Raw genomic sequence first — 26,564 nt, forward strand, 5'->3', positions numbered from 1 at the left:
ATAGTAGGATAAAACAAAAAACAGGAGTTTGTAGGCTCCTGTTTTTGTCGATACTATTTTAGTAAGCGAAGCGCCTTTTCCGTATTAGCAAAATGCAGTTTCACAAACTCAGGTAATCGTTCTTTACCAAGCTTTTGAATTAATTTAGCGGCGGCGATATCAACTTGTTTACCTGCACCTTTTGGAAGGGGCATACCAGCTTTTTTGCTTAGTTCGTTAAATTGTTTTACGAATGAGTAACGAGCTAAAATGGAGGCGGCGGCTACTGCTAAATGGACGCTTTCGCCTTTCGTTGCGAAGTAAACATTTTCACGTTGTACCTGTTTTTGTTTTGCTAAATATTTGTAGTATGTATCAGGCTGTGTGAATTGGTCGATTAAGACGCCTTCAGGTTTTGTAGGTGCCATTTTAGCTAATAAGTTTGTAATAGCTTTATTGTGTAGTAAAGCTTTTAACTTACCTTGGTTGTTTCCTTTATCAAATAGCTCGTTATATTTTTCGTTATGAAGGACAAGAGAGCTATAAGGAACAACGTGTAGAAGTTGTTTCGCAATGGCAGTAATTTGTTCGTCATTTAAGTTTTTAGAGTCTTTTACACCAAGTTCTTTTAGTAGTGGAATTTGCTTCGCATCCACATATACAGCAACGACTGTCATCGGCCCGAAGAAATCACCAGTACCCACTTCATCTGACCCTACGATAGACATTGTACCGATGGAAGCAGGCGGTGCATAACGGTGTGAATCGACAGATTTTTTTACAGCTGTTTTTGGAGTTTGGAAGACAGTTTGCCAACGGGCAGCTTCTGCTTCAGCGCGGCCTCCTTGGAACATTACTTTTCCAGATTTATACGCTGTAATCGTGCAAGATGGTACCTTTGCCATGAAGATCCCGCCTTGCGGAGTTTTCGGGCTAAGCGAATGTTTATATTGTTGTTTCATGTCTTCAATTACTGTAGAATTTGTTTGAATTACGATAGAATTTGACATAATGGTCGCCCCTTTTTTTATATTGTTATTTTTATCATATCGGATTGTTCTTTCTGTTTCCATATTATGAAGGTTCATGGTATGATAAACTTTAGGATTCTGTACGTGATTGGAGGCCGGTGAGTTGTCACAACAAAAGGGAAAGAAAAGTCGAATTAATGTAGAAATCTATGGTCAGCAATATTCAGTTGTTGGCGATGAAAGTACAAGTCATATCCGCATGGTAGCAGCGATTGTGGATGATAAAATGCGCGAACTCAATGCCAAGAATCCTTCGCTTGACACGAGTAGACTAGCGGTATTGACGGCGGTAAACGTCATACACGATTACATAAAATTAAAAGAAGAACATGAGAAATTGAAAGAAAGTATGACAAAAAAAGGAATGGAATAACATGATTGATATTATTATCATTTTACTGCTTGTTATGGGATTTTTCCTCGGCTTACGCAGAGGGTTTATTCTGCAACTTGTAAAGTTAACAAGCTTTATTATCGCATACCTTGTTGCATACTGGTACTGTAAAGATTTAGCGCCAGCACTTGCGAAATTTATTCCGTATCCATTTGATAAAAACGTATCTGTTCCAGAATGGATTGATGCAAATAATATTGAGACAGTATTTTATCAAGCGCTTGCGTTTATCATATTGTTTATTATCACTAAAATTGCACTTTCATTACTTGGTAATTTGTTAAATATGTTTGCAGAAATACCGGTTTTAAAGCAAGTAAATGCGTTTGCGGGGGCAATCCTCGGATTTTTAGAAGTATATATTATTTTGTTTGTCTTAATTATCATTGGAAACATTCTTCCGATTGAACAAGTACAAACACCATTACAAAAATCATCAATTAGCAAAATAATTGTAGACGATACACCGATTCTATCTGAAAAGGTGAAGGAACTATGGCAGACAGGTAGCAGAGTATAACTTCTCTTTTTTCGGAAAGAGAAGTTTTTTTCTATGAAAGAAAGGCGGGGCAATGATGAAAGTAAATAAAAAACAAGTTATCAAATTATTAGAGACAATCGGGCTTTTTATGGAATTAAAGGGCGCGAATCCATTTAAAATATCTGCATTTCGTAAAGCGGCAGCAGCATTAGAAAGTGATGATCGTAGTCTTTCTGAGATTGAAGATTTCACGAAGATACCGGGCATTGGAAAAGGAACAGCAGCAGTTATTCAAGAATATATAGAATCGGGAACATCTGAAGTATTACAAGAACTTGAAAAAGAAGTACCAAGTAGCTTATTGCCGTTATTAAAACTACCAGGTCTTGGTGGTAAGAAGGTAGCTAAGTTATACAAAGAACTTGGTGTTGTTGATATGGAATCGCTAAAAGCTGTTTGTGAGGAAAATAAAGTACAAGCTTTAGCAGGTTTCGGTAAGAAGACAGAAGAGAAAATATTAGAAGCAATCGATCAAGTAGGCTCTCGTCCAGAGCGTTTACCAATTGCGATGGTATTGCCTATTGCCGGGGAAATAGAGGAGAAATTGTCGAATATTGCTGAAGTAATTCGTTTCTCTCGCGCTGGTAGTTTGCGTCGTGTTCGTGAAACAGTGAAAGATTTAGATTTTATCATTGCAACGACAGAACCAGCAGCGGTACGTGAGCATTTACTACAATTTGATAATATGATTGAAGTAATAGCAAGTGGAGATACAAAAGTTTCTGTCCGTCTTCAATATGAATATGATATTTCAATTGATTTCCGTTTAGTAAAACCAGAAGAGTTTATTACAACTCTTCACCATTTCACAGGATCAAAAGATCATAACGTAAAAATGCGTCAAATCGCAAAAGATAAAGGCGAGAAAATTAGTGAGTACGGTGTAGAGAACTTGGAAACAGGTGAAGTGAAAACATTTGAGACTGAAGAAGACTTCTTTGCTCATTTCGGTTTGCCATTTATTCCGCCAGAAGTGCGTGAAGATGGAAAAGAAATTGAATTAATTAAAGAGTATCCGAACTTAATTCAGTTTTCCGATATACAAGGTGATTTACATATGCATACAACTTGGAGTGACGGTGCTTTTTCTATTGAAGAAATGGTACAAGCGTGCCGTGCTCGTGGATATAAGTTTATGGCGATTACTGATCACTCGCAATACTTAAAAGTGGCGAACGGTTTAACGAAAGAGCGTCTTCGTGAGCAAGCGAAAGAAATTGAACGTATGAATGAAAAGTATCCAGACATTACAATTTTACGCGGAATTGAAATGGACATTTTACCAGATGCCTCGCTTGATTTTGATGATGAAGTATTAGCAGAATTAGATTATGTCATTGGAGCGATTCACTCTAGCTTCTCACAAGACCGTGAAACGATTATGAAGCGTCTACGTACTGCACTTGAGAATAAACATGTCACAATGATTGCCCATCCTACAGGACGTCTTCTCGGGCGTCGTGAGGGTTATGATGTAGATACAGATTTATTAATTGAACTAGCAAAAGAGACAAATACAGTTTTAGAATTAAATGCGAATCCGAACCGTCTAGATTTAAGCGCGAAATTATTAAAACAAGCACAAGATGCTGGTGTGAAAGTAGCGATTAATACGGATGCTCATACGCTTGAAATGTTAGAAGATATGGAAACAGGTGTAGCAGCAGCACGTAAAGGTTGGATTCAAAAAGATAACGTGATTAACACGTGGGATATTGAACGTTTATTAGACTATATTAAACGTAATAAGTAATACAAGGGGGACCTGCAACATGTTAGAAAGAACGTTGCGTGTATTAGAATACAATAAAGTAAAAGAACAATTACTTGAACATACAGCATCTTCACTTGGTCGTGACAAAGTGAAGCATTTAGTGCCGAGCACTGATTTTGAAGAAATTGTAGAAATGCAAGATACAACGGATGAAGCAGCGAAAGTTATTCGTTTAAAAGGTAGTGCACCATTAGGTGGTATTACGGATATTCGCTCAAATGTGAAGCGTGCAAAAATTGGGAGTATGTTAAGTCCAAATGAATTACTTGATATTGCAAATACGATGTATGGTAGTCGTAATATGAAACGCTTCATTGAAGATATGGCTGATAACGGTGTCGAGCTTCCGATTTTAGAAACTCACGTCGCTCAAATTGTATCTTTATATGATTTAGAAAAGAAAATTACAAATTGCATCGGTGACGGCGGTGAAGTAGTCGATAGCGCAAGTGATAAACTGCGTGGTATTCGTACTCAAATTCGTACTGCGGAAAGTCGTATTCGTGAAAAGTTAGAAAATATGACGCGCTCTTCAAACGCGCAAAAGATGCTGTCTGATTCGATTGTAACGATTCGTAACGAACGTTACGTAATCCCAGTAAAACAAGAATATCGCGGCGTATATGGTGGTATTGTTCACGATCAATCGGCTTCTGGACAAACGTTATTTATTGAACCACAAGTAATTGTAGAATTAAATAATGCACTACAAGAAGCACGTGTGAAAGAAAAACAAGAAATTGAACGCATCTTATTGATGTTAACAGAAGAAGTAGCAGTAGAAGCCGATATCGTTTTATCAAACGTAGAAGTAGTTGCAAATCTTGATTTCATCTTTGCGAAAGCTTTTTATGCGAAACGAATTAAAGCAACGAAACCAATCGTAAATAACGAGCGTTATATGGATTTAAGACAAGCTCGCCATCCGCTAATCGATCCAGAAATAATCGTGCCAAATAACATTATGTTAGGTAAAGATTTCACGACAATTGTTATTACAGGACCGAATACAGGTGGTAAAACAGTTACGCTGAAAACAGTTGGTATTTGTGTGTTAATGGCGCAATCTGGCCTTCACATTCCAGTAATGGATGAGTCAGAGATTTGTGTATTCAAAAATATCTTTGCTGATATCGGTGATGAGCAATCGATTGAACAGAGTTTAAGTACGTTCTCCTCACATATGGTGAACATCGTTGATATTTTAGAAAAAGCTGATTTTGAAAGTTTAGTTTTATTCGATGAATTAGGTGCTGGAACAGACCCGCAAGAAGGGGCTGCACTTGCCATTTCAATTTTAGATGAAGTATGTAATCGCGGTGCTCGCGTTGTTGCAACGACGCATTATCCAGAATTAAAAGCATACGGATATAACCGTGAGCAAGTTATTAATGCGAGTGTTGAGTTTGATGTAAATACATTAAGTCCAACTTATAAATTATTAATCGGTGTACCAGGCCGTAGTAATGCCTTTGAAATTTCGAAACGTCTTGGATTATCTGATCGCGTTATTGAGCAAGCACGCAATCACATTAGTACAGATACGAATAAAATTGAAAATATGATTGCGAAGTTAGAAGAAAGCCAGAAGAACGCAGAGCGTGACTGGAACGAAGCAGAAGCGCTTCGCAAACAATCTGAAAAACTGCATCGTGAATTACAACGTCAAATCATTGAATTTAACGAAGATCGTGATGAACGATTATTAAAAGCGCAAAAAGAAGGAGAAGAAAAAGTCGAAGCTGCAAAGAAAGAAGCAGAAGGCATTATTCAAGAACTTCGTCAATTGCGTAAAGCACAGCTTGCAAATGTGAAAGACCACGAGCTAATTGAAGCGAAGAGTCGTCTAGAAGGCGCAGCGCCAGAGCTTGTTAAGAAACAAAAAGTAAATGTGAAAAACACTGCACCGAAACAACAGTTACGTGCAGGTGATGAAGTGAAAGTATTAACGTTCGGTCAAAAAGGTCAACTACTTGAAAAAGTAAGCGATACAGAGTGGAGCGTACAAATCGGTATTCTGAAGATGAAAGTGAAAGAATCTAATATGGAATACATTAACACACCGAAGCAAACAGAGAAAAAAGCAGTTGCAACGGTAAAAGGTAGAGACTATCATGTTTCATTAGAACTTGACCTTCGTGGTGAACGATTTGAAAATGCAATGGCGCGCGTTGAGAAATACTTAGACGATGCCCAGCTTGCAAGCTATCCTCGCGTATCAATTATTCACGGTAAAGGGACAGGAGCACTTCGCCAAGGTGTACAAGATTACTTGAAGAAGCACCGCGGTGTAAAAACCTTCCGTTACGGTGACATGGGCGAGGGAGGCCTAGGCGTAACAGTTGTCGAATTAAAATAGAAAACAACGAAACAAAGGGGAAACCATTATATGTTTATGGACAAACTTGCAAAAGTATTGTTGGCTTGTTGTGGAATATTTTTGGTGATTGGGGTTATTTATTTAGTTGTTTTTGCGAAGTGAAAAATTATGAACAGCGTCAATCTTTAATGGTAAATGTATCGTTGGATAGACGCTGTTTTATTTAGATACAAGAGTGCGTCATTGTATAAAACTATTTGGGTGTTAGAGAAGGGGACTAAAAAATATATGAAAAAGTTTTTTGCGGTAGCTATAGGGAGTATATTTATATACTTTGTATTAACTATCTGTAGAATAAATTTAGCTGCTTTAAATAATTTGTTTACAAATAACATGATGAAGGTAGTTCTTATTGCAAGTTTTACATTCGTATTAGGTTTTATGGTTTGTCTGAATATTAAATTAGAACGAAAAGGTTTGTATTATAGGGAACATGATTATTTACCGAACCGTTATTTAGTACAAGTTATATTTTGGATAGGAATAGTTTTTAATTATTGTACTGGACCACTACATCAAATGCATTTTCAAGGTAACATATTGTCGGATTTATTTGATGTAGCTTTTTTGTGTTCATTTATTAGCTTACTTCTTTTTGGAGTTTGTGCCATCGGAAAGTGTATCAGAAAGCAAAAAGAACGGAAATTGAAAAAACGAAAAAGTAGTGAAACATATTTTTATTCTGATAACCCAGTTAGTAATAATAGAGACGATAAATTAAATAGAAAAAGATTTGTTGATCATGTTGTGAGTAATTTGTATAAAATGAAAGATGAAAATTTAACAATTGGATTTTATGGTAAATGGGGGACTGGAAAAACCTCTATTTTTAAAATGATTAAAGAAACTATCGAAAATGAAAATGATAAAAAAGATAAATATTTAATTTTTGAATTTAAACCATGGTATTTGGGGAAAGACAATCATGAGATAGTTGTTGAATTTTTAGAGCAGTTATTAAATGAAATAAAAAAATCACGTGGGTTTGATACCCAAATTGAAAAAGATATAATCAAGTACTCAAAGGCTTTTTCTTCAGTAAGTTTACGAATACCGGGTATAACAGTTAATTTTAAAGAAACGTATAGTCTCACTGAAGAACTATTTGATGCAAAATCCAAAAATATAAAAGATTTAAAAGATGAAGTGGAAGAATCCTTACGAAACTCGCCAAAGAGAATTATTGTATTTATTGACGATATTGACAGATTATCTAAAGAAGAGATTCAAATGGTATTTAGATTAGTAAGGTTGATTTGTGATTTTCCGAATATAACTTATATTGTAGCATTGGATGAAGAAATTGTAGCAGCTGCTTTGGCTGAATTACATGGGAAAGATGAAAATGTTGATGCGAAAAAAATTGGAAGAGACTATTTAGAGAAATTTATTCAAATACCCTTATATATACCAGAAACTGATGTCTATATCATGAATGAAATGCTTTGGAATGGTGTACAGGAAATATTAATAGAGAATAATTTATTATCAGAATCAAGATTTTTAAGTATGGAATTTGTGAGTACCGAGCGTTTAATTGATTTGCAAAAGCTTGAATTTACTCCTCGGAATATAAATCGGTACTTAAATACGGTGAAATTTATGTTGCCTTTGTTAAAAGATAAAACGAATGTGGATGATTTGTTGTATCTATTACTTGTTAAAGTTGGGGCACCTAATTTATATGAAAAAATAAGGCTGGAACCGAATGCTTTTTTAGAAAAAAACATTCACGATGATAAATTAATTGAGTACATTAAGAAGAAGTATAGTATGTATGAATCTTTATTAGTAAACATATTTCCTAATTTGATACCAGACTCTAATGATATAAAGCATGCAAGTAAATTGAAATTAACAGAAAATAAAAAGAGAGTATGTTCTAAAGATTATTTTAGAAGATATTTTATGTATGATATATCTGGAAGTGAGAGGGATTTATCATTTTTTATGGAAAAGTTAAAAACATGTGATACGAATGTATTAAGTAAAGAATTCGAGAGATGTTTAAATTTATACTCTGCGGAGAAAGTATTTTCTAGTATTGAATATAGCATTGATAAGATGAGTGAAACCGAGCATCAGAACATGATAAAAATATTACAGTTGGGTATGAATAAAGAAACTATTGTAACTTATCATTTAGATGAATATGCAAGACTGCTAACCATACTGTGCGTATATCTAAAAAGAACAGATATTAACCCAGTTTTTATGGGTAAAATAGATATTAAATTAGTACTTAAAATTAATGATATTTTAAGTAATTATTTGCATGATAAAGAGATTAGCAAAATCCTTTTAATAGAAGAGTCTAAAGTGACATCTTTTATGTCAGCTTTTAGGAGTGAAGTGAAAAATTATTATTTATCTTCTAAGAAAATAGGGGATCTTTATAATGACTATAGTATTGAAGATATAGAAGGGTTATTTTTTATATGGGATAACATCGAGGAAGTAAATCAGAAAAGGATTGTTATTCAAAATTGGATAAACAGTAATGAGGATTTTGAAAAGGTATTGGAATTAATTATTCATTCGCAAAAAAGAAAAAAAACAGAATTTTTAGCGCGGTATATAAAGATTGTAGAATTAGTAGATATAAAATTAATTAATGATTATATAGGGAATGCTTCTTCTAATAATGAATTATTAAATATTCAGGAATTAGCTATAAAAGAATTAAATCACCAAATGGAAACAGAAGCAGAGAAATGTATGGAAAATGAATCTAAGATAGAGTATTCAAATACATTAAGAACGAAAATTAATACATTACAAAAATATGGAGATATTGCCACTAAAAATATAATAAATGAGCATGAGGAAAATGCAAAAAGTTTTAATGAAGAAATATATCCAGGTATCCTAAAAAAGAAAATAGAAAAAGAAGAAGCTTGGCACGAGTTTTTACGTGAAGCAGATTATGTATCTGAATTTGATTAACGTAAAAATTGACGCTTTTAATATATACGAAAAGGAACAAAACATGAAAATCAACCAATACATAAGCGAAGCAAAATCATGCTCCAGACGTGAAACAGATCGTCTCATTAAAGCTGGACGCGTGGCTATTAACGGCGAAATATGTACGCACGGTGCACTCGTAAGCGATGGTGATAGGGTAACGATTGATGGGCAAGTTATTGTAAAAGAAGAGAAAGAAAAAGTGTATATCGCATTTCATAAACCAGTCGGAATTACTTGTACAGCAGCCGATCATATTGAAGATAATATTATTAATTATATCAATTACCCAGAGCGAATCTTTCCAGTTGGGCGATTAGATAAAGCATCGGAAGGACTTATCTTATTAACGAATGACGGCGGCATTGCGAATCAAATTTTACACGGTGATCATGAGCACGAGAAAGAATATGTTGTCACAGTCGATAAACCTTTTACGGACTGGTTTATTGATGAGATGTCCCGCGGTGTAAAGATTAAAGATGGAATGACAAAGCCGTGCAAAGTGACAAGAGTCGATCAATCAACATTTCGTATCGTTTTAACGCAAGGAATGAACAGGCAAATTCGTAGAATGAGTCGTGCTTTCGGATTTACTGTAATAAAGCTAAAGCGAGTACGCATTATGAATATAGAGCTAAATGAGCTTGAAGTTGGAAAGTGGCGGAGCGTTACAGCTGAAGAGTTAGAAATTTTAATAGGGCAGTTATAGGGAGGAAAAATTTTCTCCCTATATTTTTTTGTCAGAAAAAATAAAACTATTGATTTTTTAAAAAATAGCCCATATAATAAAAAACAACAAGTTTCGACAAGATATTTTATAAAAGTAATGATGAGGACATGAGTTGTATTTTACGATTCTCAGAGAGGGAAGCCTTAGGCTGTGAGCTTCCTAATACGAAAAGACAAGCTTACCACCTCTAAACTTCAAGAGTGAACTGCATACATGATGCATTGTAATTCTTGGCGGATAAAACCGTTATCAATTTACACGAGCTATAAAATGAGCTTATTTCGTTATAAATTCATTTTATTAGAATAAGGGTGGAACCACGATTTCAACACTCGTCCCTTTGTTAGGGACGGGTGTTTTTTGCGTTCTTTTACGGGGAAGTATGCTTGAAAGAGGATATGTGACGGATTTTAATTCAGAATATTTTGTTAATTTATAATTATTTAGGAGGTTAGTATAAATGAAATCATCTTTAAAGTTTTCTGAGATGTTTGCAATAAGTTTAATGTTATTTGCACTATTTTTCGGTGCGGGTAATATGATTTTTCCACCAGCATTAGGACAAGGGGCTGGAACAGATGTATGGATCGCATTGTTTGGTTTTATCGTAACGGGTGTTGGATTACCTTTATTAGGAGTTATTGTTATAGCTTTAAAGGGAGATATTAATGAGCTAGCAGGACGTGTACATCCTATATTTGCACTTGTTTTTATCACTGCAATTTATTTATGTTTAGGCGTATTCGTAAGTGTGCCGCGTACAGGAACAGTAGCTTATGAGATGAGTGTTGCACCGTTTTTACCAAGTGAGATAGCTGGTCAGTCATATCCACTTGTTATCTTTACATTTATTTTCTTTGCAGTCACTTTCTATTTAGCTTTAAATCCTTCGAAATTAGTGGGTCGTATTGGTAAAGTGCTAACTCCAATACTATTAGCTGTTATTGCAATTATCGTAGGTAAAGCACTTATTACACCAATTGGAGAATTTGGTGCACCGACAGAAGCGTATAGTGCTCCTCTCTTTAAAGGATTTATTGATGGATATTTAACTTTAGATGGACTTGCAGCACTGGTATTCGGAAATGTTGTAATTCATGCGTTAAAAGAAAAAGGCATTACAAATAAAAACAGTATTGCAAAAGTAACAATCTTTGCGGGATTTATTGCAGCGCTAGGTCTACTACTTGTCTATTTAGCACTTGCTTATCTTGGAGCTTCTAGTGTGTCACTTGGAATGGGCGCAAACGGAGGAATTATTTTAACAAATGTCGTGAATCATTTATTTGGTAGCTACGGAACTTTATTACTAGGGATCGCAATTACAGCAGCATGTTTAACAACTTCTGTAGGTATTGTTGCAGCTTGTGGTGATTACTTCTCTTCTTTATTACCAAAGCTTTCTTATCAAAAAGTCGTTTTCATTTTCTGTGTATTAGCATTTATGGTAGCAAACCTTGGGTTAACTCAGTTAAATGCATTAGCATTACCAATCTTAATCGCAATTTATCCAATTGGAATCGTACTTATCGTATTATCACTTGTTGAAAACTACGTTCGTCTTCCATTAGCGATGTATGTGGGCGGGATTGTAGGAGCATTTGCAATAAGTTTCTTTGATGGGTTACACAATGCAAACCTTCAAATTGCAGCGCTAGCACCTATTTTAGATAAGATTCCATTATATAGTGTAGGAATTGGTTGGTTAGTTCCAGGTATAATCGGTATAGGATTTGGTTATATAGTTTCTAAGTTTCAAAAGCAGGAAATTGCTGTAGAAAAATAGAGAAAAGAGGCTTTCTATAATAGAAAGTCTCTTTTTTTGTAAAAAAAGCCGCATATAGAGAAATTTAGATATTAAAAATTTTATACGTAATATAGTTGACAAAAAATTTATGAGTAGGCTAAGATTGACTTAGTTGTGGAAATATTGGAAGGGAAGTGAGAGAAACGGGGTTTCTATAACTATAGTGTTGTTATGGGAAGAGGTGAAAGAAGAGAAGAGAAAGTTTATTTTTTTTGACTTACATTGAGAATGATAATCAATAAATACGTTTTATAATTTTTTCTCAGTTTCTATGCCTTCGTATAAGGAATAGGGTGAGATATTATTTTTAATATCCAATGAGAATGATAATCAATAACGCTTATGTTACATAAAAGAATGCTAATTAAATAATAGGTAGAAGAGATTATTTTTTTCTTATGAATTGAGAATAATTATCATTTTCGGAAAAAGTGAAATGAAAGATAACCAAGGAGGAAACAAGAAAAATGAAAAAGGTTTCTGTATTACCCGCTTTTATTATAACGTTCGTATGTATGCTAGCTTTTCTTGTAATGCCATACGGGAATGCTTCAGCAAAACTAGCTGATGGTACTTACGATATTAATTACGTAATTCAAAAAGCGGAAAATGATTCAGCTTCAATGGCAAATGACTATTTTGAAAAGCCGGCAAAATTAATAGTGAAAAACGGTGAGATGAGAGTACAAGTTCCGATGAATCATAGTGCTTGGATTACAGAATTTAAAGCACCAGAGAACGGAAATTTTGTTGATGCGAAAGTTGTTAGTAAAGATGAATCGGCAGATAAAAGAACAGTAGAGTTTAAAGTAGATGATTTATCCAAACCGGCAGCTGTAAAAATTCATGTTGTTGTACCAAGTGCAAACTATGACCACCACTACACAATTCGTTTTGCTTTTGATGCAAATGTAAAAGCTGTAGGTGGCGATAATGGCGTAGCTGCTACAACAAAAAATAATGATCAAGCGAAAACAGATACACAAGTAAAAGAAGAGAAAACAAAAGTAGAGAGTAAGGAAACAGCTAAAGAAGTGAATAAAGAAACAAAAAATGAAAATGGAAAAGCTGAAAAAACAGATAACCCAAAAACAGGCGATGAAGCACGTATTGGATTGTTTGCAGCGTTAATTCTTATTTCAGGTGCTTTCTTAATTCGTAAAGTGAAATTGAGTAAATAAATCTTTTGAAGGGTGATGAATATATGTTTAAACAATTTAAAATGATTATTGCCGTATTTGCTGTTTTATTTACATTTATCGCAACACTAGGTTTACAAGATGCAAAGGCTGCTACAAAACTAGCTGATGGAAAATATAATATTGCTTTTACTGTATGGAAAGGCGATAAAGATGAATCGTCTAGAATGAATAGTTATTTTGAAAGCCCAGCAACATTAACAGTTAAAAATGGAAAACAATATGTTTCATTTAAAGTGAAAGATAGTGCTTCTATTAAAAGTTTCCAAGTAGAAAAAGATGGTCAATTTGTAGAAACAACCGTGTTAAGTGAAAACAAAAAAGATAATACTAGAGTTGTAGAATTTGAAGTTGCTGACTTGTCAAAAAAACTAAATGGCAAAGTGAAAATTAATATTCCAATTATTAATTATAATGCTTCGTATGATATTCGCTTTGTATTTGATGGGAACAGTATTAAATAATTTTCAAAAGGGAGAGTCGTTCCATTGAACAGGTATACAAAAATTATTGTTGCTATGTTTTTAATGATATTTACATTCGTATCAACATTACAACCACTTGCAGTTCAAGCAGCTACCAAGTTGGCTGACGGTGAATATTCAATTGGCTTCAAAGTTTTAAAAGATACATCAGATGAAGAATCGATGATGAATCAATATTCAGTAAGTCCGGGAACTTTAAAAGTGAAGGATGGGAAAAAGAAAGTATCCTTTACATTAACAAATAGTTCATGGATTACGAAATTTGAAACAGAAAAGGCAGGTAAGCTAGTTGCGACAAATGTAATTAGTGAAGATAAAGAAAAAGATACAAGAGTAGTAGAATTTGATGTAGAAGATGTAGAGAAGGTATTAAATGCAAAAGTAAAAGTAGATATTGATTTTTTAAATTATCATCATGAGTACGACGTTCGTATTGCATTTGATCAAAATAGCATTACACCAATTCATGTAGAAAAACCAAATGAAAAAGAGGACCCAGCTAATAAGCCAGATCCAAATGAAACTACCGATCCAGGTCAGAAGCCCGACCAAAAGCCTGACCCAGATCAACAACCAAATTCTAACACAATTACAGATGGTGCGTACAGCATTCCATTTAAAGTGTTAAAAGATCAAACAGATGAAGAATCTAAGATGAATAGTTACATGGTAAATCCAGGAGTATTAAAAGTAGAAAACGGTAAGAAAAAAGCAATTGTAACACTAAAAAGTAGCTCATTAATTAAAAATTTCCAAACGGAAAAAGATGGCGCATTTGTTGATGCAAAAGTAGTGAGTGAGGATAAGGAAAAAGATACAAGAGTAGTAGAGTTTGAAGTAAACGATTTATCTAAAAAACTAAATACAAAAGTATTTATCGAAATGGCATCAAGAAACTATAAGCAAATGCATGATGTACAACTTTTATTTGAACAAGATAAACTTGAACAAATTAAAAATGAAGAGAAACAACCAGAAGTAGAAAAACCGAAAGCAGAAAAACCGGAAGTAGAAAAACCAGAAGTAGAAAAAACAGAAGTAGAAAAACCAGATGAAAATAAAAAACCAGATGCTGAAACAATTAAAGATGGTGAATACAGCATCAAATTTAAGGCATTAAAAGATCAAACAGACGAAATTTCAATGATGAACACATATACAAAAAGTCCAGGTGTGCTAAAAGTAAAAGATGGTAAGAAGTATGTATCATTTACGTTAACGAACAGTTCTTGGATTACAAAATTTGAATTTGAGAAAAATAGTTCGTTTGTTGATGCAAATGTAATAAGTGAAGATAAAAAAACTGATACACGCGTAGTGGAAGTAGAAGTACCAGATTTATCGAAAAAGTTAAATGCAAAAGTAAAAGTAGATATCGATTCAATGAATTATCACCATTTTTACGATATTCAATTTGCATTTGATAAAGGTAGCATTAAGTCGTTAGATAACCAAGGTGAAAACAACAACCAAGGTGGAAACAACAACCAAGGTGAAAACAACAACCAAGGTGAAAACAACAACCAAGGTGGAAACAACAACCAAGGTGAAAACAACAACCAAGGTGGAAACAACAACCAAGGTGGAAACAACAACCAAGGTGGAAATGATAACCAAGATAATAACACAACAATTGATCCAAAAGCTCTTAAAGATGGTGAATACAGAATTGGCTTTAAAGTGTTAAAAGATCAAACAGATGAAATCTCAATGATGAACACATACACAAAAAGCCCAGGTGTATTAAAAGTAAAAGATGGTAAGAAATACGTATCGTTTACATTAAAAAATAGTACATGGATTACGAAATTTGAATTTGAGAAAAATGGTTCTTTCGTTAATGCAAAAGTGTTAAGTGAAAATAAAGAACAAAATACAAGAGTAGTAGAAGTAGAAGTAAACGATTTGTCTAAAAAATTAAATGCAAAAGTAAAAGTAGATATTGATTCAATGAATTATCACCATTTCTATGATGTTCAATTTGTATTTGATCAAGACAGTATTAAAGCCTTAGGGAACCAAGGTGGAAACGACAACCAAGGCGGAAACGACAACCAAGGTGGAAACGACAACCAAGGTGGAAACGACAACCAAGGCGGAAACGACAACCAAGGCGGAAACGACAACCAAGGCGGAAACAACAACCAAGGTGGAAATAATAACCCGAAAGTAATAGTTGATCCGAAAAATTTAGTAGATGGCCAATATGATATTACATTTAAAGTATTAAAAGATAAAACAGATGAGATTTCAAAGATGAATGACTATGTTGTAAATCCAGCGAAATTAATCGTAAAAGATGGTAAAAAATATATTGAGATGACGCTGAAAAATAGTGCGTGGATTACGAAATTCCAAACGGAAAACAATGAACTATTCGCTGATGCGAAAGTAGTAAGCGAAGATAAAAATGTAAATACGCGAGTAGTACAGTTTGAAGTAGAAGATCTATTTAAAAAATTAAACGCAAAAGTAAAGGTAGACATCGATGAGATGAACTACCATCATTTCTACGATGTGCAAATTCAATTTGATACAAATAATATCGGCGCGTTAGGAACTCTTAAAGAGGAACCGAAAAATCCAGTGACTACACCGAAAGTAGATAATGTAAAAACAGTAGGTACTCCTGATTTTAACCGAAATGCAGATGGTCAGAAGAAAAAAGAAGATACAAAAAATGATTCGAAAAAAGAGAAAAACTCAAAAACTGCAGATACAGCACAACTTGGTTTATACATGGTGTTACTGCTAGGTTCACTTGCTTTACTAGTTCGTAAATATAGAGCAGGTAGATTGTAATTTCTGGAGTCTTGATGCATATTCGCGTGCATCAAGACTTGTTTCATATTGTATGGAAAGGAGTGGTGATTGAGAGTGAAGAAAATTGCAAGTGTACTAATGGCTATCATTTTGTTAATGAGTATAGCTGGGTGCTCATCACCAAAAAAAGAAACAGCAAAGCAGGTAAAGAGTGAGAGTAAAGAGCGCGTTGTTGCAACAACAGTGGCTGTTACTGAAATTATGGATGCGTTAGAAGTAGATTTAGTTGGCGTTCCAACAAGCTCTAAAACTTTACCGAAGCGATATAAAGGTTTACCTGAAGTTGGGAATCCAATGAGTCCAGATATGGAAAAGGTAAAGTCATTAAAGCCTTCAGAAGTGTTATCTGTGACAACACTTGAATATGAATTAAAGCCAGTTTTTGATGGTGTGGGTATGAAAGCAAACTTTTTAGATTTAACGAGTTTGAAAAATATGCAAAGTTCTATTAGCGATTTAGGTAAGAAATATGGGCGTGAAAAACAGGCCGAAGCAGTAGTAACTAAATTAGATAAAAAGGTTGCTAGCATTCAAAAAGAAGTAAAAGGAAAGAAAGAACCGACAGTGCTTATTTTATTAGGTGTGCCGGGAAGTTATTTAGTAGCAACAGAGCATTCTTATATTGGAGATTTAGTGAAACAACTAGGTGGTAAAAATATTGTGCAAGGTGAACAAGTAGAATATTTAGCTTCTAATACAGAGTATTTAAAGAAAGCTGATCCAGATATTATTTTACGAGCAGCTCATGGTATGCCTGATGAAGTTGTAAAAATGTTTGATAAAGAATTTAAAACAAATGATATTTGGAAACACTTTGCTGCGGTTAAAAATAACCGTGTTTACGATTTAGAAGAGCGTTTATTTGGAACGACAGGCAATTTAGCAGCAATTGAAGCGTTAGATGAATTGAAAAAAATGATGTATCCGTGATGCATTTTAATATAAAGGAAGAGTAGAATGAATAAAAAAACTTGGAGTTTCCTCATTGTTACTGCATTGCTTATTGTTATGACATCATTGTCAGCGATGAAAGGGAGTTTAGAAGTAGGTATTGTTGAACTTGTACAAGGGATATTTACAGGTGGAAATGAAGATGTTGAAGTCATTAAAGATTTACGTTTCCCGCGTATTATTATTGCGTTGTTCACTGGAGCGGCTCTCGCTGTTTCAGGTGTGCTTTTTCAAGCTGTTATGAAAAATCCACTCGCCGATGCTGGGGTAATCGGTATATCTTCAGGAGCAAGTTTTATGACACTCGTTATTATTACGTTGTTCCCGCAATTCTTTTTCTGGACACCCGTATTCGCCTTTTTAGGTGGTGCACTTGCATGTTATCTCGTTTATTCGTTTTCATGGAAATCAGGATTAAGCCCGCTTCGCATTATTTTAATTGGTATTGCCATTAATGCAATGTTTACTGGATTAAATGAATCATTCGTTACGATTTGTGGGTATTTTATTAAGAGTATTAAGCAAACGACGACTTCTAACATAACAATGAAGACGTGGGGCGATGTAGAAATAATAGTGACTTATGGAACGATTGGTCTTATTCTTGCTCTGTTCGTAGGAGCTTGGTGTAACTTATTATCGCTACAAGATAAGACTGCGAAAAACTTAGGCTTGCACGTGACGAGAGTTCGTCTTATTATTTCTGCCATTGCAGTACTCTTAGCGGCAGTATCAACAGCGATTGCAGGTGTTATTGCTTTTGTAGGATTACTAGTTCCGCATATTTCAAGACAATTAGTCGGTTCAGACCATAAAGTATTAATTCCATTTTCTGCGCTTGCAGGGGCGTTATTAATTTTGACGGCAGATACAATTGGAAGGTTAATTGTGCCACCTAACGAAATTCCAGCAGCAACAATTATGGCGGTTATTGGTGGTCCATTCTTAATATTTTTGCTTAGAAAGAGTGATAAAGTTCATGGAAATTAAAAATGTAACCTTTTCATACGATAACGTAACAAATCGTTTAAAGTCTGTTAGTAGTGAAATAGAAATTGGGAAAATTACAACAATCATTGGACCGAATGGATGTGGGAAATCAACATTACTTAGTGTCATGTCTAGAAACCACGCTCTTAGCAGTGGAGAAGTAATACTTGATGGGAAAGCGATTGGTGAATATAAACCGAAAGAGTTTGCTAGAAAGCTAGCAGTTGTCCATCAACAAAATGAGGCTCCAGCAGATATTACAGTGGAAAAGCTAATAAGCTTCGGGCGTATGCCATATAAAAATATATTCTCTCCGCAAACAGATGAAGATAGAGAAGCGATTGAGCGTGCACTAGTATGTACGAATTTACAAAGTAAGCGTGATAAGCCAATTTATGCTTTATCTGGTGGAGAGAGGCAGCGAGTTTGGATCGCGATGACATTAGCTCAAAATACACCAATGCTCTTCTTAGATGAGCCGACCACATATTTAGATATTTACTATCAGTTAGAAATATTAGAGTTAGTGAAAGAGTTAAATGAAGTGCATGGACTAACGATTGTAATGGTATTACATGATATTAATCAAGCCATTCGTTATAGCGACCATATTATCGTTATGAAAGATGGAGAAATCATTACGAAAGGTATTCCTAATGATGTAATAACAGAAGAAATGGTTAAAGCAATATATGGTGTAGATGTCATTGTAAAGCAGGATGAAGATACCGGATTGTACATGGTACCTATGGGAATCTAAAGGCTGAGCATAATCCGTTTTGAGGTGATAATTTGAATAGTAAGAAAGGACGGAAAAAGAATTCTTTTTTTCAACGCATACTTACAATTGTGTTTTTAGGAATCTTTTTCTATTCAATGTATGAGTTGGGCGGGATTTTCATGGATTATTATGAAAATCGTAAAGTAATGGCTGAGGCACAACATATTTATAAAAGAAGTCCAATGGAAGGAAAATCAGAAAACGGAGAGGTACGTAAACAGTTTCAGGATCTCCAGAAAATTAATCCAGAGATAGTCGGATGGATTACGATGGATGATACACAAATTAATTATCCAATCGTTCAAGCAAAAGATAATGATTACTATTTATTTCGTAATTATAAAGGTGAAGATATGAGAGCGGGAAGCATTTTTATGGACCATCGTAATGATGTGAAATCTCAAAATCGAAATACGATTTTATATGGCCATCGTATGAAAGATGGTTCTATGTTTGGTAGTTTAAAAAAAATGTTGGATGAAGACTTTTTTATGTCTCATCGTAAATTATATTACGATACATTATTTGAAGGATACGACGTTGAAGTTTTTTCAGTATACACGACAACAACGGACTTTTATTACATTGAAACGGATTTTGGAAATGATGCAGCATATGCATCGTTCTTAAAGGAAATTCAAGAAAAATCACTGTACAAAACGGATACGAAATTGACGGCTAATGATGAAATCGTAACACTTTCTACTTGTGATTATGCGCTTGATCCAGAGGCTGGAAGGCTAGTTGTACACGCAAAATTAGTAAAAAGAAATTAAAGAAAAAAGTATAGAATATGAGAAGTGATAGATAACGCTTCTCATATTCTATACTTTAAAAAAGGACTGTTCTTACTGTGCTGCAGCCATTGGCATACGTACAACTTTTACATCATAGTAAGCAATTTTATTATCAAGAATATATTCTGGCATTCCGCCTTGATGTGAGTGAGCATCTTTAAATGCAGCGCTCTTTGTCCAACCTTGGAAATCTTCTTTTGCATTCCAGCGAGTGCTAATTGTTACTTCATCATAATCAACTGTATTTTGTGTTAAAAGAACTTCTAGACCTAAAAAGCCTGGCATCGTTTCAACTTTACCTACTTTATTAAAACGCTCAATTAATTTATGCCCATTTCCCTTTGTAATTTTAGCTGTATTTGTAACAATAATCATGTTTATTCCTCCTATAAATGTAGCTATATTTTCAAGAACTCATATACATCAAATGATAATGAAAATCATTATCATTGTCAATGGTAAATGTGAAATATATAAGTTTTTTTCTATTATTTTGGGCAGTGAGATTTTCATTTCAAAACATAGTAAATATGTGGCGGTTAAGTGCGAGAATGAGCTAGTTGTACTAGCAAAGCAATAATATGGTATAGTGAAACGAGGCTGTTTTTTCAGTCTCGTTTTTCAAATGCTTCCTGTAGAGAAAGCATGCAAATGGAAAGGAAGTTATTATATGCGATTAGAAGTAACTGTAAAAATAAAACCTAAATTTATAAAAGAAATTAAAAGTGGATATCCGCTTATTTTAAAAGATGCGATTCAAAATTTAAATGATGTTCGTGAAGAAGGAACAATCATCAAAGTAGTAGATGAGAAGAACAACTTTGTCGGAAAAGGTTATTATGGAAAGCAAAATAAAGGATACGGCTGGATTTTAACGAGAAAAGAGAGTGAACAAATTAATCAATCTTTCTTTGAAAGTAAAATCAAATCTGCCCTACATAAACGAAAGCAATTTTATAAATCAAGTGATACGACAGCATTCCGTGTGGTGAATGGTGAAGGTGATGGTCTTGGAGGACTAATTATCGATTATTATGATGGCTACTACGTAGTAAGTTGGTATAGTGAAGGGATTTACACTTTCAGAGATGAGATTATAGCCGCTCTTCAAAAAGTAGCAAACTTTAAAGGTATTTATGAGAAAAAGCGTTTTGATACGAAAGGGAAATATATTGAGGGTGATGATTTCGTAGCAGGAGAGCGCGGCGAGTTCCCACTTATCGTAAAAGAGAACGGTGTAAACTTTGCGGTTTATTTAAATGATGGGGCAATGGTTGGTGTATTTTTAGATCAACGTAACGTTCGAAAACAAATTCGTGATAAATATGCAAAGGGAAGAACAGTGTTAAATATGTTCTCTTATACAGGTGCTTTCTCTGTATTTGCAGCGCTTGGCGGAGCAAGTAAAACGACGAGTGTTGACCTTGCAAATCGTAGTTTAAGTAAAACGATTGAGCAGTTTAGTGTAAATGAAGTTGATTATGAAGCACAAGATATTATTGTAGAAGATGTATTTCTTTACTTCAAATATGCAGCTAAGAAAAAGATGAAATTTGATATGGTCGTACTTGATCCTCCAAGCTTCGCCCGATCAAAAAAATATACATTTAGTGCAGCGAAAGATTATAAAAATTTATTAAAAGAAACAATTGCTATTACAGAAAATAACGGTATTATCGTTGCCTCTACAAATTGTAGCGCATTCGATATGAAAAAGTTTAAAGGCTTTATCGATACAGCCTTTAAAGAAATGAATGGCAAATATAAAATATTAGAAGAACATTCTTTACCAGAAGATTTCCGTACCATTGATCAATTTAAAGAAGGAGACTACTTAAAAGTAGTTTTCATCGAGAAAATTAAAGGGTAATAAAGAAAAGGAGCTCGAGTTTACTTGAGCTCCTTTTCTTATTGAACGATATTTTGTACTCTACCGACTTGTCCGTCCTGCAATCGCACTTTAATGCCATGCGGATGGGAAGGGGAGTTTGTTAAAATATCTTTTACAATTCCACGTGTTAATTTGCCTGTTCGTTGATCTTGTTTTAATACAATATCAACTTCAAGACCGGGCGCGATATTAGAACGTTTTTGTCCGTTCATTTACACACCTGTACGTCTACGTTGGTTGTTTGTTTTTTTCGTTTGTTGGTTTTGTAATTTTTTCGTTTCTTGGCTTTGGTTTTTGGCATTTTGACCATTACTGTTGCCTTGCTTTTTCTTTGCAAGTTGTTCGCGCATTAAATCAGCTAAGCTTACTTTTTTGTTTTCTGACATGATAAGTCTCCTTTATATAAAGTTAATTATGAACAATCATAGTGAATTTCATCATATCATTGTTAAGGAAGGAAGGGAAGTTGGTTTGAAAATTCATATATTTGTTTCAAGTCTGTAGTAGTTACGATACAATTGAGTTGTTAACGTTTGTAAAAAGGGGATAGACATATGTCACATCACATTTTATTAGTTGAAGATGATCTCTCAATTCAAGAGATGGTGGAAAAGTATTTGATAAAAGAGGGCTTTCAAGTAACAATTGCGTCTGATGGAGAAGAAGGCGTGAACACATATTTAAAAGGTTCATTTGATTTGATTATCCTCGACATTATGATGCCAAAGCTAGATGGCTTAGAGGTTGTACGAATCATTCGAGAAAAAAGTGCTGTTCCGATTTTAATGATGTCGGCAAAAGATACAGATGTTGATAAAGCTGTTGGATTAGGACTTGGAGCAGATGATTACATTTGTAAGCCATTTTCTATGATTGAATTAGCTGCACGTGTAAAGGCAGGTATTCGAAGATCTACGAAATATTCGGCTACAGAAACAACAGAAAAGATGATTCAAATTGGTGATTTAACGATTGATCCAATTAATTTTACTGTGGAAAAAAACGGGAAGCCTCTCAAACTTACTTTAAAAGAATTTGAGATTCTAAAATTGTTTGTGAAAAATCAAAATCGTGTATTTACAAAAGCACAAATATATACACTAATTTGGAACGAAGAGTATTACGGTGACGATAACGTTATTAATGTTCATATGAGAAGGTTGCGTGAGAAAATCGAAAGTGATCCATCTAATCCAGAATATATTAAAACGTTATGGGGTATCGGCTATAAGTTGGAAGTGATGTAATATGGTCAATTTGTTAATAAGTATTATTTTTATATTGTTATGTGTCATTTACATACAATATAAAATGAGAAAAAATAGTAGTAAAAATTTACGATACACATATGAAAAATTAGAAAATATTGTAAATTTACAAACGGACGAGACGCTACTCGTTATGACAGATGATCTAGAATTGCAAAAATTATTAGTGGCAATTAATCAATTATTAGATGCAAAACAGAAAACGAATGCAGATCATGCAAAAGTAGAAATTTCGATGAGAAAAATGCTTTCAAATATTTCACATGATTTAAAGACGCCACTAACAGTTATTCTTGGATATACAGAAATGTTAAATAAGGATAAAACGATGAATAAAGAAGAACAGCAAATATTACTTGAAAAGGTGCATGTGAAAACACTAGAAGTAATGGAACTGATTCATAAGTTTTTTGATTTAGCAAAACTAGAATCTGGTGACAAGGCAATCGAGATGACAAAAGTAAATATGAATGAAGTTTGCCGCGAGAAGATTTTATCATTTTATGATTTAGTGACGACGAAAGGTTTTCAGGTTCATATTGATATACCAGAAAGAAATATATACGCACTTGGAAATGTAGAAGTATTAGGTAGGGTATTGAATAATTTAATATCAAATGCAATTACATATGGAGACGATGGAAAGGCACTTGGTATGACGTTAAGAGATGATGACACGGGCGTGTATATAGATGTATGGGATAAAGGAAAAGGGATTGATGAATCTCATATTGATAAAGTGTTTGAGCGTATGTACACACTTGAAGATTCAAGAAATAGATTGTACCAAGGAAGTGGTCTCGGATTAACGATTACGAAACGGCTTGTGGAAGCGATGGACGGGAAAATCCATCTTTCTAGTAAACCGTATGAAAAAACAATTTTTACAATTGTATTAACAAAGATACAGTTTTAGCTTGTAGAGCAGTAGATTCTACAAGCTTTTTTTCACCGTAAGGAATTTGTAAGAAACGGGTAAGAAAAAAGAGATTTCCGTTGTCTATTATAGAAATATAGAGTATTGCGAAAGGGGAAAGTAACATGACATATATATTAAAAACAAATCAGTTAACGAAAGTGTTTAAAGGGAAAGAAGTTATTTCCGGTGTTAACATGCATGTGAAAAAAGGAGAAATTTACGGTTTTTTAGGACCAAACGGTGCTGGTAAAACAACGATTATGAAAATGATTACAAATTTAATAAAACCAACGAGTGGTGATATTGAAATTTTCGGTGAGAAATTAACAGATACATCTTATGAAGTATTAAAAAGAATGGGGACAATTATTGAATACCCAATCTTTTATGATAAATTAACGGCGAAAGAAAACTTAGACCTACATTGTGAATATATGGGTTATTACGATAAAAATGAAATTGACCATGCATTACATTTAGTGAAACTACAAGGGATAGATAATAAAAAAGTAAAAGATTTTTCATTGGGAATGAAACAACGACTCGGTATTGCAAGGGCAATCGTAACAAAGCCAGAATTACTCATTTTAGATGAACCCATTAACGGTTTAGATCCAATTGGTATTAAAGAATTAAGAGACTTATTTAAAATGCTCTGCAAAGAATATGGCATTACATTATTAGTTTCTAGCCATATTTTAGGTGAGATGGAATTAATGGCGGATACAATTGGTGTCATTCAAAATGGAAAACTAATAAAAGAAGTTTCAATGAAGAGTATTAACGGAAAACAAACAGAGTACATTGAAATTACTGTTCCTGATGTGAAGCGTGCAGCTTATATTTTAGAAGATAAACTTGGTATAAAAAACTACAAAATAATGAGTGGAAACATGATTCGGGTTTATGAAGTGGCGGTGACACAGCAAGCCATTTCCAAAGCACTTATTATGAACGATGTGGAAATTGAAAGTATTAATAAGAAACATAGTTCCTTAGAAGAATATTTCTTAAATGTAATGGATGGAGAAGGTATTCATGCTTAATGGACTGTGGCTGAACCTGGTAAGTGGATTTATCGTAATGCTAGTAAGTGGAATTTTATATTATAGAAAACCAGAGCGGAAATGGTTGTTAATCCTACTAGTGATAGGAATGTTAAGCTTCGTTACTGCTGGAATTAGAATGTTAGCAGCGTAGAGACAGGTATATAAAGAATGGAGGCGTGGTTTATATGTTTAAATTAATGAAGCTCGAATGGAAGAAACATCAATTATCTAGTTACTTTAAAAGTGTAGCAATTTGTATTATAGCAATTTTCGCTGCAGTAAGCCTTATGGCATGGGGAATGAAAGCCGAGGGAGACGTGCTCTTCTTTGACTTCACACAGAACATGGCTTTAGTAAATATTTTTATTAGGATAACATTCATTATTTTTAGTTCAGTCATTTTATCACGTTTAGTAATTGATGAGTATAAGAACAAAACGATACAACTATCATTTATGTATCCGCTACAAAGGAAAATGCTAATGAGTGCGAAATTAACAATTGTTTTCTGTTTTTGTTTTGTGAGCACGATTATCGCGACTTTCATTATTAGCTTGCTCGTATATTTTGTGAGTCCAATGATGGGACTGATTGAAACACCTGCTACGATAGGTGAAATAATAGCTATCGTTCCAGGTACTATTATAAGTGCATTTATGATATCTGGTATAAGTTTAATTCCTTTATTTTTTGGAATGAGAAAGAAATCAACACCGACAACGATTACTTCAGCAGTAATAATTGGCTTGCTGATTAGTGGTAACTATGGTCCTGGAAACGGTCAAGTAAGTATGTTTGATTTTATAGCTATCCCAATCGTGCTCTGTTTATTAGGAATTTTCATTAGTTATCTATCGTTTCGTAAAATCGACAAGATCGATGTGGCGTGAAGCAAGCTTAAAACGAAAACGAATTGGGGTATGACTGGTGAAAAAAATAATAGTAATTGCAATATTATTCATTACAATTGCTAGTGCGGTTTTTGGTTTTAAGGTGTTTCAGGGGAAAGATTTTAAGAAAGAAAAGTCTTTTGAGATAAATAATATAAAAGAAATAGAAGTAGACAATGAAAACTGGGATATTGAATTGAAAAGTACAGATGCTAATAAAATAGTAATTTCCGTTCAAGGTGAACAAGTAGATAAAGAGATAGATCCCGTCAAAATAGAAAATGACGAAAATAAAATTGTGATTAAGCAAAAACAAAAGGCAGCCAAATTTTTTAATGGTTTTACGTTTAGAAAGAAAAATAGTATATGTATAGCTATTCCGAAGAAAGAGATAGATAAAATTATAGTAAATAATAAATCGGGTGATGTGAAAATAAGAGATCTAGTAGTAAAAAGTATCATGACGAAAGGCAAATCTGGGGATGGAATGATTGTAGGACTATCAGCCGAGAAAGGTGAATTCATATCGCAAAGTGGAGAGTTAGTTGTAAAAGATAGTTCAGTACAAGAATTAAATATAAAGTCTACGACTGGTGATAACTATATAACAAATGTAAGTAACTCAAATATGAACATCACTTCAACATCTGGGGAAGTATTGCTGAAAGATATGACAGAAGGAAAATCATTATTTATAGAAACAAAATCAGGGGATATTGGCGTACGATATAAAGGGGTTCCGACTTCTTTACAACTTACGGCTAAAAGTAATTTGACTGACGTAATAGTGGATTTAAAAGGACTTAAGAAAGATAAAAATACAGAAAAAATAAAAGTAGGAACGATTGGTGATGCAAAAAATGAAGCGAAGATTTTAAGTGAAACAGGAGTCATTTATATTGATTAAATCTTAGG

General features: G+C 33.9%; 25 protein-coding genes and 1 other annotated feature. Of the genes, 21 read left to right on the top strand and 4 right to left on the bottom strand.

From position 1 onward, the window contains the following. Positions 1-53 precede the first annotated feature (53 nt). Entirely contained in the window at positions 54-989 is a 936-nt protein-coding gene (gene rnhC / locus ACS2QP_RS15275) for a ribonuclease HIII (protein ID WP_098582959.1), read from the bottom strand. 124 nt (positions 990-1,113) lie between these two features. Here rnhC and zapA point away from each other — a divergent pair, with 124 nt between their 5' ends. The 14 genes from zapA to srtB all read left to right on the top strand — a co-directional run bounded on the left by zapA (position 1,114) and on the right by srtB (position 19,611). Next, positions 1,114-1,383 carry a cell division protein ZapA gene (gene zapA / locus ACS2QP_RS15280; RefSeq protein ID WP_000082701.1) on the top strand — a complete coding sequence of 90 codons (270 nt, stop codon included), beginning with the start codon at positions 1,114-1,116 and terminating at the stop codon, positions 1,381-1,383. Between the two features lies 1 nt (position 1,384). Beyond that, positions 1,385-1,924 (top strand): CvpA family protein, encoded by a 540-nt coding sequence (locus ACS2QP_RS15285; RefSeq protein WP_000565409.1) that lies wholly within the window; start codon positions 1,385-1,387, stop codon positions 1,922-1,924. A gap of 55 nt (positions 1,925-1,979) precedes the next feature. Next, positions 1,980-3,698, top strand: coding sequence for a DNA polymerase/3'-5' exonuclease PolX (polX, locus tag ACS2QP_RS15290; protein WP_000867532.1), 1,719 nt, complete (start codon positions 1,980-1,982; stop codon positions 3,696-3,698). A gap of 19 nt (positions 3,699-3,717) precedes the next feature. Beyond that, entirely contained in the window at positions 3,718-6,078 is a 2,361-nt protein-coding gene (locus ACS2QP_RS15295; RefSeq protein ID WP_000893715.1) for an endonuclease MutS2, read from the top strand. Positions 6,079-6,327: 249 nt separating this feature from the next. Next, positions 6,328-9,045: a KAP family P-loop NTPase fold protein gene (locus tag ACS2QP_RS15300; protein ID WP_438882575.1), complete on the top strand. Its 2,718-nt coding sequence runs from the start codon at positions 6,328-6,330 to the stop codon at positions 9,043-9,045. A gap of 43 nt (positions 9,046-9,088) precedes the next feature. Continuing rightward, on the top strand, positions 9,089-9,778 hold the full coding sequence (locus ACS2QP_RS15305; RefSeq protein WP_410987741.1) for a 23S rRNA pseudouridine(2604) synthase RluF: 690 nt from the start codon (positions 9,089-9,091) through the stop codon (positions 9,776-9,778). A 108-nt stretch (positions 9,779-9,886) separates the two neighbouring features. Further along, positions 9,887-10,142: a binding site (T-box leader), on the top strand. A gap of 117 nt (positions 10,143-10,259) precedes the next feature. Continuing rightward, on the top strand, positions 10,260-11,585 hold the full coding sequence (gene brnQ6, locus ACS2QP_RS15310; RefSeq protein WP_000842640.1) for a branched-chain amino acid transport system II carrier protein BrnQ6: 1,326 nt from the start codon (positions 10,260-10,262) through the stop codon (positions 11,583-11,585). Positions 11,586-12,073: 488 nt separating this feature from the next. After that, a complete protein-coding gene (gene isdC / locus ACS2QP_RS15315) occupies positions 12,074-12,787 on the top strand; it encodes a heme uptake protein IsdC (protein WP_000757953.1) in 714 nt (237 codons plus the stop codon). A 23-nt stretch (positions 12,788-12,810) separates the two neighbouring features. Further along, positions 12,811-13,269 (top strand): NEAT domain-containing protein, encoded by a 459-nt coding sequence (locus ACS2QP_RS15320; protein ID WP_000476164.1) that lies wholly within the window; start codon positions 12,811-12,813, stop codon positions 13,267-13,269. A gap of 24 nt (positions 13,270-13,293) precedes the next feature. Then, positions 13,294-16,092, top strand: coding sequence for an NEAT domain-containing protein (locus tag ACS2QP_RS15325; RefSeq protein WP_438882576.1), 2,799 nt, complete (start codon positions 13,294-13,296; stop codon positions 16,090-16,092). Between the two features lie 69 nt (positions 16,093-16,161). Continuing rightward, positions 16,162-17,043 carry a heme ABC transporter substrate-binding protein IsdE gene (gene isdE, locus ACS2QP_RS15330; protein ID WP_002182955.1) on the top strand — a complete coding sequence of 294 codons (882 nt, stop codon included), beginning with the start codon at positions 16,162-16,164 and terminating at the stop codon, positions 17,041-17,043. A gap of 27 nt (positions 17,044-17,070) precedes the next feature. Next, positions 17,071-18,054, top strand: coding sequence for a FecCD family ABC transporter permease (locus ACS2QP_RS15335; RefSeq protein ID WP_438882577.1), 984 nt, complete (start codon positions 17,071-17,073; stop codon positions 18,052-18,054). Then, a complete protein-coding gene (locus ACS2QP_RS15340; protein WP_438882578.1) occupies positions 18,044-18,814 on the top strand; it encodes an ABC transporter ATP-binding protein in 771 nt (256 codons plus the stop codon). The genes ACS2QP_RS15335 and ACS2QP_RS15340 overlap by 11 nt, the downstream gene beginning before the upstream one ends. 32 nt (positions 18,815-18,846) lie before the next feature. Next, positions 18,847-19,611 (top strand): class B sortase, encoded by a 765-nt coding sequence (srtB, locus tag ACS2QP_RS15345; protein ID WP_326263114.1) that lies wholly within the window; start codon positions 18,847-18,849, stop codon positions 19,609-19,611. A gap of 72 nt (positions 19,612-19,683) precedes the next feature. Here srtB and isdG read toward each other — a convergent pair whose 3' ends face one another. Then, a complete protein-coding gene (gene isdG, locus ACS2QP_RS15350; protein ID WP_000587818.1) occupies positions 19,684-20,007 on the bottom strand; it encodes a heme oxygenase in 324 nt (107 codons plus the stop codon). Positions 20,008-20,302: 295 nt separating this feature from the next. Here isdG and ACS2QP_RS15355 point away from each other — a divergent pair, with 295 nt between their 5' ends. Continuing rightward, a complete protein-coding gene (locus ACS2QP_RS15355) occupies positions 20,303-21,502 on the top strand; it encodes a class I SAM-dependent rRNA methyltransferase (protein WP_001235507.1) in 1,200 nt (399 codons plus the stop codon). Positions 21,503-21,540: 38 nt separating this feature from the next. On the opposite strand, the gene ACS2QP_RS15360 is transcribed toward ACS2QP_RS15355, so the two are convergent. Both ACS2QP_RS15360 and ACS2QP_RS15365 read right to left on the bottom strand, forming a co-directional pair. Then, positions 21,541-21,735 (bottom strand): YwbE family protein, encoded by a 195-nt coding sequence (locus ACS2QP_RS15360; protein WP_001014310.1) that lies wholly within the window; start codon positions 21,733-21,735, stop codon positions 21,541-21,543. Further along, positions 21,736-21,909, bottom strand: a complete 174-nt coding sequence (locus tag ACS2QP_RS15365; protein ID WP_326263115.1) for a hypothetical protein — start codon at positions 21,907-21,909, stop codon at positions 21,736-21,738. A gap of 168 nt (positions 21,910-22,077) precedes the next feature. On the opposite strand from ACS2QP_RS15365, the gene ACS2QP_RS15370 reads away from it, so the two are divergent. The 6 genes from ACS2QP_RS15370 (at position 22,078) to ACS2QP_RS15395 (ending at position 26,556) form a co-directional block, all read left to right on the top strand. Further along, a complete protein-coding gene (locus ACS2QP_RS15370) occupies positions 22,078-22,770 on the top strand; it encodes a response regulator transcription factor (RefSeq protein ID WP_000018056.1) in 693 nt (230 codons plus the stop codon). 1 nt (position 22,771) lies between these two features. Then, positions 22,772-23,707 (top strand): HAMP domain-containing histidine kinase, encoded by a 936-nt coding sequence (locus tag ACS2QP_RS15375; protein WP_326263116.1) that lies wholly within the window; start codon positions 22,772-22,774, stop codon positions 23,705-23,707. Between the two features lie 125 nt (positions 23,708-23,832). Next, positions 23,833-24,756 (top strand): ABC transporter ATP-binding protein, encoded by a 924-nt coding sequence (locus ACS2QP_RS15380; protein WP_017674010.1) that lies wholly within the window; start codon positions 23,833-23,835, stop codon positions 24,754-24,756. Then, a complete protein-coding gene (locus ACS2QP_RS15385) occupies positions 24,749-24,910 on the top strand; it encodes a hypothetical protein (RefSeq protein ID WP_000931817.1) in 162 nt (53 codons plus the stop codon). The genes ACS2QP_RS15380 and ACS2QP_RS15385 overlap by 8 nt, the downstream gene beginning before the upstream one ends. Positions 24,911-24,944: 34 nt before the next feature. Continuing rightward, on the top strand, positions 24,945-25,649 hold the full coding sequence (locus ACS2QP_RS15390; protein ID WP_000475549.1) for an ABC transporter permease: 705 nt from the start codon (positions 24,945-24,947) through the stop codon (positions 25,647-25,649). Between the two features lie 37 nt (positions 25,650-25,686). After that, on the top strand, positions 25,687-26,556 hold the full coding sequence (locus ACS2QP_RS15395; RefSeq protein ID WP_016125944.1) for a DUF4097 family beta strand repeat-containing protein: 870 nt from the start codon (positions 25,687-25,689) through the stop codon (positions 26,554-26,556). The last annotated feature ends 8 nt before the right edge of the window (positions 26,557-26,564 follow it).

Source organism: Bacillus cereus group sp. Bce019, from assembly GCF_051781745.1.
GTDB classification, from domain to species: Bacteria; Bacillota; Bacilli; order Bacillales; family Bacillaceae_G; genus Bacillus_A; species Bacillus_A cereus.